Source organism: Actinophytocola glycyrrhizae, assembly GCF_042653545.1.
Classification (GTDB): Bacteria; Actinomycetota; Actinomycetes; order Mycobacteriales; family Pseudonocardiaceae; genus Actinophytocola; species Actinophytocola glycyrrhizae.
On the sequence record NZ_JBHSIS010000003.1, the window covers coordinates 535,784 to 549,938 of the forward strand.

The window sequence follows — 14,155 nt, forward strand, 5'->3', positions numbered from 1 at the left end:
GGATGGGCGTGGTGGCCGAGCATGTCGTGCGTGCCGGCCCGCTCCCTGGTGAGCGGCTGACCGGCGGCTCGCCCCTGCCCGCAGGTACCACCCCGTTGGCCGACATCGTCCCCACCAGCCAGGAGCAGGCCGCTCTGTTGCTGGACGGTGCGGAACGGATCGCCGAGCTCGGCGTGTGGAGCGTCGACCTCGAGACCAGGCAGGCGTACTTCTCCGAAGGTGTGCGCAGGCTGTGCGGCCTGCCGGAAACCTGCACGGTGGCCGACGCGATGCGTCTCGTGTTCCCCGACGACCAGGCGGTGCTCGGCGAGTTCCGCGCCCGCCTGGTCGCGGGCCGGGAGCCGATGCCGGTCGAGGCCGAGCTGCGGGACGTGACCGGCGAACGGATCTTCCAGATCCGTGCGGAGGCCGTGTTCGACCAGGCGGGCACCATGGTGCGCACGACCGGCACCGTCCAGGACGTCACCAAGCTCCGGGTCGCCGAGCAGCGGGCCAGTCAGGACCGGCGCCTGTTCGGCGACGCGCAGCGGGTCGCCAGGATGGGCACCTGGGAGTGGAACACCGAGACCGGCGAGTGCATCTGGTCGACGATGCTCTACGAGCTGTTCGGCGTCGAGCCGGGCACCCCGATCACCTACACCGACTACCTGAGCCTCGTGCACCCCGACGACCGCGCCTGGGTGGACCAGCGGTGGCAGGACCTCGCGGCGAGCGGGCGGCCCATCGAGTGCGAGCACCGCGCGGTGCTGCCGGACGGCTCGTGGCGGGTGTTCCGCTGCCGGGGCGACGTGATGGACAGCGAGCAGGGCCGCTCGATCATGATCGGCACCGCGCAGGACGTGACCGAGCAGCGGTCCACCGAGACCCGCATGATGCGCTCCTCGCAGCGGTTCTCCGACCTGGTCGCGATCGCACCGGTCGGCATCGGCCTCTTCGACGAGGCGGAACGGCTGGTCGACGCGAACGACGCGCTGTGCAGGCTGCTGCAGATGGACCTGGAGCGGCTGCGCGGCACGTCGGCCGCCCACCTCACCCACCCGACCGACCGCGGCGAGTCGCTGCTCGCCGGCGCGTCCCGGCGCGCCGGCGACACCCGCGCCGGGCAGCGGGTGCTGGTGACGGCGTCGGGCAAGGCCGTGTACTGCGAGCTGAACGTGACCGTGTCGGTCGCCGACGACGGCAACCGGTTCTGGCTCGTGGTGTTCTCCGACGTGACCGAGCGGCGGCGGGCCGCGGAACGGTTGCGCTACCAGGCAACGCACGACGAGCTGACCGGCCTTCCCGGCAGGGCCGCGGTGAACGAGCTGCTCAACCAGCTGCTCGGCGGGCCGGACGCGGACAAGGTCGCGCTGCTGTTCTGCGACGTCGACAACTTCAAGCGTGTCAACGACTCACTCGGCCACGACGTCGGCGACGAGCTGATCACCGCGCTCGCGCGGCGGCTGGAGCGCGGGCTGCCGCCGTCGTGCACGGCGGGCCGCATGTCCGGTGACGAGTACGTGGTGATCTGCTCGGACGTCGAGGAGGTCGACGGGGTCGAGGCCCTGGCGAACCGCGTCGCACAGCTCTTACGCGCGGCGGTGCCGGTACGCGGGCAGTTGCTGCGGGTGTCGGCCACGATCGGTGCCGCGACGCCGACCGGGCCGGAGACGTCCGCGGCGGACCTCCTGCGGTTCGCCGACGCCGCCATGTTCAACGCGAAGCGGCAGGGTACGGGCCGGGTGCAGCTCGCGAGCGAGGCGTTGATCGCGTCGGCCAACAGCCAGATGATGCTGGAGGGCCAGCTCCGCGACGCGATCGCGAACGACGGGCTGGTGCTGCACTACCAGCCGGTCGTCGGCCCGGACGGGACGATCCTGTCGGCCGAGGCGCTGGTCCGGTGGCCGCACCCGGAGCGCGGGATGCTGCCACCCGGCGCGTTCCTCCCGGTCGCCGAGCAGGGTGACCTGCTGCGTGAGCTGGACCGGTGGGTGCTGCGGACCGCGCTGTGCGAGGCGTCGAAGTGGCCGATGATGGCCGGTGCGGTGCTGGGGGCCGAAGTCGGCGTGGCCGTGAACCTGGCCGGACTCGTGCCGGGTGACCCGGAGTTCACCGAGATCGTGGCCGCCGCGGTCGCGGAGACCGGCATCGAATGGGACCGCGTGGTGCTCGAACTGGTCGAGACCTCGCTGATCGACCTGCCGTCCCGCACCCGGACGGCGATGGCGGAGCTGGCCGACCGCGGTGTGCGGTTCGCCGTCGACGACTTCGGCACCGGCTACTCGTCGCTGGCGCGGCTGAAGGAGCTGCCCGCGCAGATCATCAAGATCGATCGCGCGTTCGTGTCCGGGGTGGCCGTCGAGGCGGCGGACTTCGCGGTGGTGCGCGCGCTGGTCGACATGGCGCGCGCGATGGGCCGCACGTGTGTCGCCGAGGGCGTGGAGACCGAATCGCAGTTCCACGTGCTGCGCAGCTTCGGCGTCGAGGCGTACCAGGGCTGGCTGCTGTCGAAGCCGCTACCCGCGAAGGAGTTCCGCGACCTGCTCCGCATGGGCCCGGTCCACATCCCCCGAGGCTCCTGACCCACCCCACCCCCATCACCCCCGCGAGTCCCCGCCCCAAACCCGCGAGTCCCGCGTTCAGAACCCGCGAGTCCCGCGTTCAGAACCCGCGAGTCCCGGTTTCGGGACCCGCGAGTCCCGCGTTCGGGACCGCCGAGTTCCCCGTTCGGGACACCGAGTCAGCGGACCGGCGTGTCTGCCTTGTGTCGCCAACCGTCAGTTCATGGGTCCCGAACGGGAGACTCGCGGGTCCTGAACGGGGGACTCGCGGGTTTTGAACGGGGGACTCGCGGGTCCTGAACGGGGGACTCGCGGGTTTTGAACGGGGGACTCGCGGGTTCTGGACGGGGGACTCGCGGGTTCTGGAGCGGGGACTCGCGGGGTTTCAGGTGACGATCTGGTCACGCTGCTCCGAATGGGTTAGCGTGGGGTGTGTCAGGTGGTCTAGTCAGGTTGTGGGATGGTCTGCCGTTGTCGGTGGATCGGGCTAGGGTCGAGCGACCTACGGCCGGAAGGTGGCCGTTCTCGACCTGAGGAGTCTCGGGGCAGTGATCGAGTTCCAGGCCGTGACCAAGAAGTACCCGGACGGCACGGTCGCGGTCGACGGCCTCGACCTGGTCGTCGACGCCGGGAAGATCACGGTCTTCGTCGGGCCGTCCGGTTGCGGCAAGACGACCTCCCTGCGGATGATCAACCGGATGATCGACCCGACCAGCGGCACCATTTTGTTGGACGGCAAGGACATTCGCGACTCCGATCCGCCGTTGTTGCGGCGCGGCATCGGGTACGTCATCCAGCACGCCGGGTTGTTCCCGCACCGCACGGTGCTCGACAACGTGGCGACCGTGCCGCTGCTGACCGGCAAGAGCAAGCGCGAGGCGCGCGCCCGCGCATCGGAACTGCTCGACCTGGTCGGTCTTCCCGTCGAGCTGGGCAAGCGGTACCCGGTGCAGCTCTCCGGTGGCCAGCAGCAGCGGGTCGGGGTGGCCCGCGCGCTCGCCGCCGACCCGCCGGTGCTGCTGATGGACGAGCCGTTCTCCGCGGTCGACCCCATCGTGCGAGAGGACCTGCAGCAGCAGTTGCTGCGCCTGCAGTCCGAACTGGACAAGACGATCGTGTTCGTCACCCACGACATCGACGAGGCCATCAAGCTGGGCGACCTGGTCGCGGTGTTCCGGGTCGGCGGGAAGCTCGCGCAGTACGCGACGCCCTCTGAGCTGCTCGCCAAGCCCGCCGACGACTTCGTGTCCTCGTTCGTCGGCCGCGACCGCGGCTACCGTGCACTCGGTTTCCTCACCGCCACCGGGGTCCCGGTCGGGCCGATCGCCACCGTGCGGGCCGGCGAGAGCACGGCGGAGACCGGCTGGATCGTGGTCGTCGACGAGCGGAACCGGCCCCTCGGCTGGCTCGACCGCACGTCCACTTCGGACCCGGTGCGTGCGGACAGCCTCGTCTCCGGCGGTTCCCTGTACGAAGTGGATGGTGCGGCCGGCACCGCGGGCTCGCTGCGCAACGCGCTGGACTCCGCGCTCAGCTCGCCCTCCGGGCTCGGCATCGCCGTCGACGCCGACGGTGCGGTCGCGGGCAGCGTCAAGGCGGACGCCGTGCTCGACGCGCTCGCCAAGGCACGCCGGACCGGTGAGGTGCCCGCGTGAACGTCGACTGGCCGTGGCCGTGGCTACCGCGCAACGTCGACAAGATCGCCGACGCCACCGTCGAGCACCTGTACCTCGCGCTGCTGCCGGTGCTGGTCGGCCTGATCATCTCGCTGCCGCTGGGCTGGGCCGCGAGCCGGTGGCCCGCCGTGCGGCTGGTGCTGGTGCCGCTCGCCGGTGTGCTGTACACGATCCCGTCGCTGGCGCTGATCACGCTGGTGCCGCTGATGATCGGCACGAAGATCATCGACCCGCTGAACGTCCAGGTGCCGCTCGCCGTCTACACGATCGCGCTGCTGGTCCGCTCGGTCACCGACGCGCTGCTCGCCGTGCCGGATGACGTCACCGCGGCCGCGACCGCCGTCGGTTTCCGCCCGGCAAGACGGTTCCTCACGGTCGAGCTGCCGCTCGCGATCCCGGTGATCGTGGCCGGGCTGCGGGTCGCGGCCGTGTCGGCGATGAGCCTGACCGCGGTCGGTGCCCTGATCGGCATCGGCGGCCTCGGCAGCCTGATCACCGAGGGCTTCCGGCGCAACAACGCCGTCGAGATGGTCGTAGCGATCGTGCTGATCCTGGTCATCGCACTGATCATCGACGCGCTGCTCCTGCTGGCCGGCAAGCTCATCACGCCGTGGACGCGCGCGAGGCAGGGGGTCAGGTCGTGAACTCGGCACTGAACTGGTTGTTCGACTCGGACCACTGGAGCGGCGCGACCGGCATCCCGGCCCGCATCTGGGAGCACCTGGGCTACACGGCGATGACCGTGCTGGTCGCCGCGGTCATCGCGGTGCCGCTCGGCGCGATCATCGGCCACACCGGACGCGGCACGTTCCTCGTCGCCGGCCTGTCCAACGGACTGCGCGCGCTGCCGGAGCTGGGTCTGCTGACGCTGCTGGTGCTGCTGACCTACGTCGGCCTGCTGCCGGTGGTGATCGCGCTGGTCATCCTGGCGCTGCCGCCGATCCTCGCGGGCACGTACGCGGGCATCCGCAACGTCGACGGGGCCGTCGTGGACGCCGCGCGCGGCATGGGCATGCGTGGTTCGACGGTGCTGTGGAAGGTGGAGCTGCCCAACGCGCTCCCGCTGATCCTCGGCGGCATCCGCTCCGCGACGCTGCAGGTGATCGCGACCGCGACGATCGCGGCCTACGTGTCGCTCGGCGGGCTGGGCCGGCTCGTCATCGACGGCAACAACGCGGGCGCCGGCTCGCCGAACGGCTACCCGCAGATGGCGGCGGGCGCGATCGTGATCGCGCTGCTGGCGCTGGTGGTCGAGGGCGTGCTGGAGGTCGTGCAGCGAGTGGCGGTGTCACCCGGCCTGCGCAACGCTGCCACGAGGAAAAGCACGGTCCGCACCTGGCGCAGGCCGACCCTTGGTTTGACGGATAAGTCCACGTGAGGAGACACAGAGGATGAAGCGCGTTATCGCCGGAGTGGCGACGGCCCTGGCGGCGACGCTGGCCGTTTCCGCGTGCGGCAGTTCCGACCCGCTGGCCGAGGACACGCCGGAGGGCGGTTCCGGCGACACGATCACGGTCGGCTCGGCGAACTTCCCGGAGAGCCAGCTGCTCGCCGAGATCTACGCCCAGGCCCTGGAGGCCGAGGGCGTCACGGTCCAGCGGCAGCACGACCTCGGCAGCCGCGAGAAGTACATGGACGGGCTCAAGGACGGCTCGATCGACCTGATCCCCGAGTACACGGGCGTGCTGCTGCAGTTCTTCGACAAGCAGGCGCCGCAGGTCGAGTCGGAGGAGGTGTACGCGGCACTGCCGGACGCGCTGCCCGAGAACCTCATCGTGCTGGAGAAGGCCGAGGCGGAGGACAAGGACGCGGTCGTCGTCACCAGGGAGACGGCGGAGAAGTGGAACCTGAAGTCCATCGAGGACCTGGTGCCGCACTGCGGTGAGGTCGTCTTCGGCGGGCCGCCGGAGATCCAGGAGCGCGCGGACGGCATCCCGGGCCTCGAGGAGACCTACGACTGCACGTTCAAGAGCTTCGCCGCGCTGGAGCCGGGCGCCATCACCACGAAGGCGCTGCTCGACGGCACCGTCCAGGCCGCCGACATCTTCACCACCGACGCCGCCATCGAGGCGAACGACCTGGTGGTGCTGGAGGACCCGAAGAACAACTTCGCCGCGCAGAACGTCGTGCCGCTGATCAACAAGGACAAGGCGAGCGACACGGTCAAGGAGACCCTGAACGCGGTCTCGGCGAAGCTCGACACGGACACACTGCTGGAACTGAACGCGGCACTGAACGCCCCGGACAAGCCGGAGTACGCGGACGTCGCCAAGGAATGGCTGGCCGAGGTCGGCCTGTAAGCACTCGCCGCGAAGGGCGCCTTCCGAACTGGGAGGCGCCCTTCGCCGTGTGCTGGCTACCTTGTGCGGATGAGGTGAAGTGGGTTTGGCGTGTGGACACGGGCTCCGGCGGGCACCCGCAGGACGGCACCGAAGCCAGGACGCTACGCGTCCGCCCCGCGAAGCGGGGCGATATGCCCGCGCAACCCCGACGGTGGCGCAACCCCACCCTCCGCCACCCCCGAGACCTGCCCGTCCGGCGAGGACAAACCCACGAACGCCAACACCGACCTCCGCCGAAAGCCCAGGCCGGGAACCACCAGACCGACGTGACCAGCACACCCCTACCGACTGCCCAAACGTCAGCTAGGACTCCGACCGCGCCCCGCCGATGCGGGTGGTCAGTTCCTCCGCGGCCCGGCGGGTCTCCGCTGCCAGGTCGGGCCACGTCTCGTCGCATTCGGGGGTGCATTCGTGGCGGAAGGTGGTCGAGATGGCCGCGATCGGGTGGCCGCTGTGGTCCAGTACCGGTGCCGCGACCGAGGCGAAGCCCGGCGTCACGTAGCCGTCCTCCACGGTCCAGCCGCGTTGCCGGGCCGCCGTCAGCGCCCGTCGCAGCGCCGGCAGGTCGCGGGGGCCGCGGCCGGTCCGGTCCACGAACGCCGACCGGCCCGGGAACAGGGCCCTGACCTGCGCCGCGGGCAGTGCGCCCAGCATGGCCCGGCCTGATGCGGGCAGGTGCGCGGGCAGCCGGACGCCGACGTCCGTCACCACCGTCGCGTGCAGGGACGGCTGTTCCCGCAGCAGGTACAGCGTCTCCCGCCCGTGCAGCACCCCCAGTTGTGCCACGTGCTCCGTCCGGCCGATCAGGGCCCGCAGCACCGGCCTGGCCAGCCGTTCGAGGGGATCGTGGCGCAGGTACGCCGAACCCAGCTCGAACGTCGCCAGTCCCAGCCCGTACCGGCGTTCCTCCGGCAGGTGGGTCACGAACCCGGCGGCCGTCAGCTCCGCCAGCAGGTGGTAGGTCGTCGAGCGTGGCAGGCCCAGCTCGCGGGCCACGTGCCCGGCCGTCACCGGGCCCGCGCGGCCCGCCAGCAGGCGCAGCACCGCCAGGCCGCGGCGCAGAGCAGGTATGTCGGTCACCTGTCTGGAATACCAGACCTCCGGTCCGCGATGTCTAACCGTGGGGTGCTGCTACGGAGCAAACCGTCTGGGACGGTGAGGTCGACACCGAGTTCTGACTCCGGACCCGCTCCTGGCCAGGACGCCGACCAGGTGAGGTCGGTGCATGGCGCGCGCCGGAACGAGACAGGGGTGTCGTCTCAGCAGGTAACCAAGCGGCCCCCGCCGGGCGAAGCTGGTCTCGCGTGACTCATGCAGACGAAAGCCGTGCTCGGCCGCCAGCTGCGCGAGGGTGCTGCTGCTGACGCTGCGCACGTGCTGCCAGCGGTGAAAGGTCTGGTTGCAGTTCGGGCAGAGGATCATTTTCCGGTCGAGCTGCTCGCCGTTCGGTGTGGTGACGACAAGCAGGCCACTCGGCACCAGCAGCCGGCTGACTCGGTCGAAGAACAGCTCGAGCTGGTCGTCGTCGAGGTGTTCGACCAGTTCGACCGCCACAACGCGGTCGAACCGGGTGCCCTGTGCGAGCAGCGTGTCGACTGTCGTGGCCGTACGGAAGCGGAGTTGTCCGCCGTTGCGCCGCTGGGTGAGTTCGATCGCGTGCTCGCCCTCGTCCGTTGCCCACACGTCCACGTGGAAGCTGCGGAGCAGGTGTGCGGAAAGGAAACCGATCCCGCACGCGTAATCGAGCACGCTCTGACCGGACCGCACGTACCGGCCGAGTACCTGCATGAGTGAGCGTCCGTACTTGCCGGAGAAGTAGTGCTCCGGGAAGTTGCTCTCCCATGCCCAGAACCGGGCGCGTGCGGCTGGCGTCCACGTGAACCGGACCGGTGCCGGGATGTCCGCGTTGTCGGCGTTGTCCACAGTCGCTCGGGCCTAACGGTGCGAGGTGAGGGAGAACAACGACCGGCACTCGTCGCGCAGCACCCCTTCGTGTAGCTCCAGCGCCGGTTCTCCGGCCAGCACGACTGCGCGGGCGGGAATCGCGATCTGCCGCCAGGTGTAGACGTCGCTGGGGTGTTCTGCCGACCACGACTTCGCGTCCTGTTGCGTCGCGCCGAAGGCGATGCCGGCCATCTTCGCCCAGATCGCGACGGACGTGCACATGGGACAGGGTTCGAGAGTGGTGACGAGAAGAGCGCCGGGGAGATATCGTGTTCCTTTCATCCTCGCGGTTTCCCGGATGACAACCATTTCCGGATGCGCGCTCGGGTCGTTGTCATCACCGATCAGGCTGCTCGCCGACTCCGCCGCGATTCTCCCGTCGACCGCGACCAGCGCGCCAAGTGCGTAGTTCCCCGAGTCCGTCGCCGAGGCCGCTAGTTCGAGGCAACGTCGCATCAGTTCTTCCAGGCTGATCACCGATGAGGTCCTTCCGTTCATTTCTCCACCGTGCGCCCGGGCAGGCCGATCAGTTCGTTGAGGCCGCAGACGCGGACATCCAGTCCCTCCCGCGCTCGCTCTATCCACAAGGCCCCGTCGTTCTCGACGATCCAGTAGTCGTGGTGCCTGATGTCGATGCACCGGACCAGCAGGCGCCCGGAATAGGTTCCGCGAAGTGTCTCGACTCGACGATGTACTTCTCGCAGCCGATCCTCGTCGATGTGGTCACCGCTCCGGACTGCTCGACCGCGCGGGACGACCGGGATGAAGCTGATCTTACGGGCGCCTTGTGCCGCCGCGAATTCGGTCATCGCCGCCATCATGTCGACGGTCCGCGACGTCACCACTGTGTTGAGGGAGAAGGCGATGTGCCGCCGACGGCAGGTGGCGAGGTTCGCAAGTACTCGATCGAAGGCGCGAACCCGCAGCACGCGGTCGTTCCTCGCATCCGGACGGTGGATGCTGAACTTGAACTCGGCGTCGTGGGCCACCATCATGTCGAGCACGGTGCTGTCGAGCGATATCCCGTTCGTGATGACAACGGGACGCAGGCCGGAGGTTGCTGTCGTGTGGATGATCTCGGGCAGGTCGGCGCGCGTGGTCGGTTCACCGCCGGAAACCTTCAGCGATCGCACGGACGCGGCTGCCAACCGCTCGGCGACGGTGCCTATCTGCGCGACGGAAAGCTCGACGCGACTGGTGTTGGGCGCCTGGCAGAACGAGCAGGCGGCATTGCACCGCCGGGTCACGCGTAGGCATATCGAGCTAGGAAGCCATTCCGGTGTTCTCGTCATGGGGGGCCGCCATGGCTTGTGTCAGTTCGAGCATGTTGAGCAGCTGCGACATCTGGTCGGCGAACAACTCCGCGTACCGCAGGCACTCGTCCACACGCCTTTGTTGTCCTGCCTTCGCTGGTTCCTGTGTGCTGTAGAAGCAGATGACGCCGTGGGGCAGGTGTTCGTCGTCGTGTCGGTTGGTCTCGGGATCGAGTGCGAGTACCGGACAGGCGAGCACCCACCGCTGTGTCGGCTCGATCATGCGAGCGATGGTGGCGTCGTAGAGATCGTGATGGTCGATGGGCAGTCTCTCGTAGAGCGCGCGTCGTTCGGTGAACGCGCGACCGGTGACGATGTGGGGTGTGCTCGTCGCGACCCTGGTGAAGCCGAATTCGCGCGGCATGCGGATGTTGAGCACCGCCAGTTCGCGGTCCTGTTCGAGGAAGATCTCGCCGTGCTCGTCGGGCACGGCAATGAAATACCGCCCGTTGCACGGGACTCGCAAGGTCTTCGAGATGAGATCGCAGACCAGGCCGAGAGTGTTCTCGAGTAGGCGGTGTTCACGGTGTCTGAGAACCTCGAGGCGATGTTCAAGATCTCTTCGTTCCATCACTCGCCTCCTCAGTGCGACATATTCGCTCGCTCCCAGGCATCCGGCTCCTCCGCCCAACAGGAGATTGCTCCATCCGAGGTTAGCGATGGTGGCCAGGGGGTCGCCACTCCTGAGGTGGTCGGTGTATATGTTCACCCACATGCCGAGGAGAATCACCGAGAGCAGGACGAAGATCAGTCGAACGACCTTCCCCGCGGACTCTTGCACGGCACCTTTCCTGTGCAGATCAGTGACCTGGATATCCGGGATTTCCCTGAATCGAGTCTGGAACGGCACTTGTCGGCAATCATTCGTGACGGTCGGTGTGCATCGACCTGAATGCGATCCGAGGCTGCCACGTCGCTCGAGTTGATCGCAATCGGCCGTGTGGGTTCAGGCACGCCTTCTTCGACGGCATGTGTCTGGGATACCAGACCTGAACCGGGGACCTCGGGTCGTGCTAACGGCGGAACAACGATGGGATGTACCCCATGGTCGTGATCGATGGCGGGCCGCTCACCCGCGAACAGGTGGTCGCCGTCGTGCGGGGGTACGCGGCGGTCGAGGTCGGGGACGCCGCGCTCGCCGCGGTGGCGAGGACCCGTGCGCACGTCGAACGGCTCGCCGGGGCCGCCGCCCCCACCTACGGCGTCTCCACCGGGTTCGGTGCGCTCGCCACCCGGCACATCCCGCCCGACCGGCGGGCCGCGCTGCAGCGGTCGCTGATCCGGTCGCACGCGGCGGGCGCTGGGGACCCGGTCGAGGCCGAGGTGGTGCGCGGGTTGATGCTGCTGCGGCTGCGCACCCTCGCGACCGGGCGCACCGGGGTGCGGCCCGAGGTGGTCGAGGCGCTCGCCGGGCTGCTCAACGCGGGCATCACGCCGGTCGTCCACGAGTACGGCTCGCTCGGCTGCTCCGGTGACCTCGCGCCGCTGTCGGCCGTGGCGCTGGCGCTGATGGGCGAGGGTGAGGTGACCGTCGACGGCCATCGGTTACCCGCCAGGGACGCCCTCTACGAGGCGGGCATCGTCCCCGTCCAGCTGGCCGAGAAGGAAGGGCTCGCGCTCATCAACGGCACCGACGGCATGCTCGGCATGCTGGTGCTCGCACTGGCCGACCTGCACCGACTACTCGACGTCGCCGACCTGACCGCAGCCATGTCGGTCGAGGCGCTGCTGGGCACCGACCGCGTGTTCGCGCCCGAACTGCAGGCCCTGCGTCCGCACCCCGGTCAGGCCGCGTCCGCCGCACGCATGACCGCGCTGCTGGCGGGGTCCGCGATCATGGCCAGCCACCGGGGCCCGCACTGCAACCGGGTACAGGACGCCTACTCGCTGCGTTGTGCTCCGCAGGTCCACGGCGCCGCCCGCGACACCGTCGCCTACGTGGCGACCGTCGCCGACCGCGAGCTGGCCGCCGCCATCGACAACCCCGTGGTCCTGCCCGATGGCCGGGTCGAGTCCAACGGCAACTTCCACGGCGCGCCGGTCGCCTACCCGCTGGACTTCCTCGCGATCCCGGCCGCGGACGTCGCCAGCATGGCCGAGCGCCGCACCGACCGGATGCTCGACGCGAACCGCAGCCACGGCCTGCCGCCGTTCCTCGCCGACGATCCCGGTGTCGACTCCGGCCACATGATCGTCCAGTACACGCAGGCCGCGGTCGTCTCGGAGATGAAGCGGCTCGCCGTGCCCGCTTCTGTCGACTCGATCCCGTCGTCGGCCATGCAGGAGGACCACGTCTCCATGGGCTGGTCCGCGGCACGCAAGCTGCGCAAGTCAATCGACGGGCTCACGACCGTGCTCGCGATCGAGCTGCTCACCGCCGCCCGCGCGCTCGACCTGCGGGCCCCGCTCACCCCGGCACCGGCCACCGCACAGGCCGTCGCGGCACTGCGCCGCGTCGTCCCCGGGCCCGGCCCGGACCGCCACCTCGCCCCGGAGATCGCCGCCGCCGAATCACTGATCAGATCAGGAGAACTGCCATGACGGGTTTGCGCGGCCCGAGTGGCTGTCAGCTGTACCCAAGGGGAACGAGAAGCAACCCAGCCACAAGCACGTCCCGAACTGAACGGAATTCGTCATGGTGACCAAAACTCTAAATTCCGGGGAGGCGGGACAGCCCCGACCCGTCCGCGCCGCGCGGGGGAACACCCTGACCGCACGCAGCTGGCAGACCGAGGCCGCGCTGCGGATGTTCCACAACAACCTCGACCCCGAGGTCGCCGAGCGGCCCGACGACCTCGTCGTCTACGGCGGCACCGGCAAGGCCGCCCGCAACTGGGCCAGCTTCGAGGCCATCACCCGCGAGCTGACCGCACTGCGTGACGACGAGACTCTCCTTGTCCAGTCCGGGAAACCGGTCGGCGTGATGCGCACGCACGAGTGGGCGCCGCGGGTGCTGATCGCGAACTCGAACCTCGTCGGCGACTGGGCGACGTGGCCGGAGTTCCGGCGCCTGGACTCGCTGGGGCTGACGATGTACGGCCAGATGACGGCCGGTTCGTGGATCTACATCGGCACCCAGGGCATCCTGCAGGGCACCTACGAGACGTTCGCGGCCATCGCGCGCAAACGGTTCGGCGGCAGCCTCAGGGGAACGATCACGCTGACCGCCGGGCTCGGCGGCATGGGTGGCGCGCAACCGCTTGCCATCACGATGAACGAGGGCGTCGCGCTGTGCGTGGAGGTCGACCCGGCCCGCGCGCACCGCCGCGTCGAGACCCGCTACCTCGACGAGGTCGCCGACGACCTCGACGACGCCGTGCGCCGGGTCGAGACCGCGAAGCGGGCGGGCCGCGCGCTGTCGGTCGCGGTCATCGGCAACGCGGCGCAGGTCGTGCCCGAGCTGCTGCGCCGCGGCGTGGAGATCGACATCGTCACCGACCAGACCTCCGCCCACGACCCGCTCGCCTACCTGCCGAAGGGCATCGGGCTCGACGACTGGTCCGACTACGCCGCCAAGAAGCCGGACGAGTTCACCGACCGTGCCCGCGACTCGATGGCCGACCACGTCGAGGCCATGGTCGGGTTCATGGACGCGGGCGCCGAGGTGTTCGACTACGGCAACTCCATCCGCGGCGAGGCCAAGGCGGGTGGCTGCGAGCGCGCGTTCGACTTCCCCGGCTTCGTGCCCGCCTACATCCGGCCGATGTTCTGCGAGGGCATGGGCCCGTTCCGCTGGGCCGCGCTGTCCGGCGACCCGGCCGACATCGCCGCGACCGACCGCGCGATCCTGGAGCTGTTCCCCGAGAAGGAGTCCCTCGCCCGCTGGATCCGGATGGCGGGGGAAAGGGTCGCGTTCCAGGGACTTCCCGCGCGCATCTGCTGGCTCGGCTACGGCGAGCGGCACCTCGCTGGCGAGCGGTTCAACGAGATGGTCGCGAGCGGTGAGCTGTCCGCGCCGGTCGTGATCGGCCGTGACCACCTCGACTGCGGGTCGGTCGCCTCGCCCTACCGCGAGACCGAGGCGATGGCTGATGGCTCCGACGCGATCGCCGACTGGCCGCTGCTCAACGCGATGGTCAACACCGCGTCGGGCGCGAGCTGGGTGTCGGTCCACCACGGCGGCGGCGTCGGCATCGGGCGCTCCATCCACGCCGGGCAGGTCACCGTCGCCGACGGCACCCCGCTCGCCGGTGAGAAGATCAGCCGCGTGCTGACCAACGACCCCGGCATGGGTGTGATCCGCCACGTGGACGCCGGCTACGACGAGGCCCGCGCCGTAGCCGCCGAACGCGGCGTCACCGTGCCGATGCCCTGAAAGACGCTTTCGGGACACTGAACGC

General features: G+C 69.6%; 12 protein-coding genes. 7 read left to right on the top strand and 5 right to left on the bottom strand.

Annotated elements, in window-relative coordinates; genetic code table 11:
• Positions 1-2 precede the first annotated feature (2 nt).
• From ACFPCV_RS08640 to ACFPCV_RS08660, 5 genes are all read left to right on the top strand, one after another.
• Positions 3-2,561 (top strand): EAL domain-containing protein, encoded by a 2,559-nt coding sequence (locus tag ACFPCV_RS08640; protein WP_378055519.1) that lies wholly within the window; start codon positions 3-5, stop codon positions 2,559-2,561.
• Positions 2,562-3,088: 527 nt separating this feature from the next.
• Complete coding sequence (locus ACFPCV_RS08645) at positions 3,089-4,195, top strand: ABC transporter ATP-binding protein (protein WP_378055520.1); 1,107 nt, start codon at positions 3,089-3,091, stop codon at positions 4,193-4,195.
• Positions 4,192-4,860 (top strand): ABC transporter permease, encoded by a 669-nt coding sequence (locus ACFPCV_RS08650; RefSeq protein ID WP_378055521.1) that lies wholly within the window; start codon positions 4,192-4,194, stop codon positions 4,858-4,860. The genes ACFPCV_RS08645 and ACFPCV_RS08650 overlap by 4 nt, the downstream gene beginning before the upstream one ends.
• A complete protein-coding gene (locus ACFPCV_RS08655) occupies positions 4,857-5,594 on the top strand; it encodes an ABC transporter permease (RefSeq protein ID WP_378055522.1) in 738 nt (245 codons plus the stop codon). The genes ACFPCV_RS08650 and ACFPCV_RS08655 overlap by 4 nt, the downstream gene beginning before the upstream one ends.
• A 13-nt stretch (positions 5,595-5,607) precedes the next feature.
• Entirely contained in the window at positions 5,608-6,516 is a 909-nt protein-coding gene (locus tag ACFPCV_RS08660) for an ABC transporter substrate-binding protein (RefSeq protein ID WP_378055523.1), read from the top strand.
• A 345-nt stretch (positions 6,517-6,861) separates the two neighbouring features.
• Here the strand turns inward: ACFPCV_RS08660 and ACFPCV_RS08665 are convergent, their stop codons facing one another.
• The 5 genes from ACFPCV_RS08665 to ACFPCV_RS08685 all read right to left on the bottom strand — a co-directional run bounded on the left by ACFPCV_RS08665 (position 6,862) and on the right by ACFPCV_RS08685 (position 10,665).
• Positions 6,862-7,638 (bottom strand): IclR family transcriptional regulator, encoded by a 777-nt coding sequence (locus tag ACFPCV_RS08665; RefSeq protein ID WP_378055524.1) that lies wholly within the window; start codon positions 7,636-7,638, stop codon positions 6,862-6,864.
• Between the two features lie 51 nt (positions 7,639-7,689).
• On the bottom strand, positions 7,690-8,346 hold the full coding sequence (locus ACFPCV_RS08670) for a class I SAM-dependent methyltransferase (protein WP_378055739.1): 657 nt from the start codon (positions 8,344-8,346) through the stop codon (positions 7,690-7,692).
• Between the two features lie 147 nt (positions 8,347-8,493).
• A complete protein-coding gene (locus tag ACFPCV_RS08675; protein ID WP_378055525.1) occupies positions 8,494-8,979 on the bottom strand; it encodes a nucleoside deaminase in 486 nt (161 codons plus the stop codon).
• Between the two features lie 17 nt (positions 8,980-8,996).
• On the bottom strand, positions 8,997-9,749 hold the full coding sequence (locus ACFPCV_RS08680; RefSeq protein WP_378055526.1) for a radical SAM protein: 753 nt from the start codon (positions 9,747-9,749) through the stop codon (positions 8,997-8,999).
• A 16-nt stretch (positions 9,750-9,765) separates the two neighbouring features.
• Positions 9,766-10,665, bottom strand: coding sequence for a hypothetical protein (locus ACFPCV_RS08685; protein ID WP_378055527.1), 900 nt, complete (start codon positions 10,663-10,665; stop codon positions 9,766-9,768).
• Between the two features lie 194 nt (positions 10,666-10,859).
• Here ACFPCV_RS08685 and hutH point away from each other — a divergent pair, with 194 nt between their 5' ends.
• Both hutH and hutU read left to right on the top strand, forming a co-directional pair.
• The gene (gene hutH / locus ACFPCV_RS08690) at positions 10,860-12,356 is read left to right on the top strand and encodes a histidine ammonia-lyase (RefSeq protein WP_378055528.1); all 1,497 of its coding nucleotides are present in this window, start codon (positions 10,860-10,862) and stop codon (positions 12,354-12,356) included.
• A 94-nt stretch (positions 12,357-12,450) separates the two neighbouring features.
• Positions 12,451-14,130: a urocanate hydratase gene (gene hutU / locus ACFPCV_RS08695; RefSeq protein WP_378055529.1), complete on the top strand. Its 1,680-nt coding sequence runs from the start codon at positions 12,451-12,453 to the stop codon at positions 14,128-14,130.
• Positions 14,131-14,155: the final 25 nt, after the last annotated feature.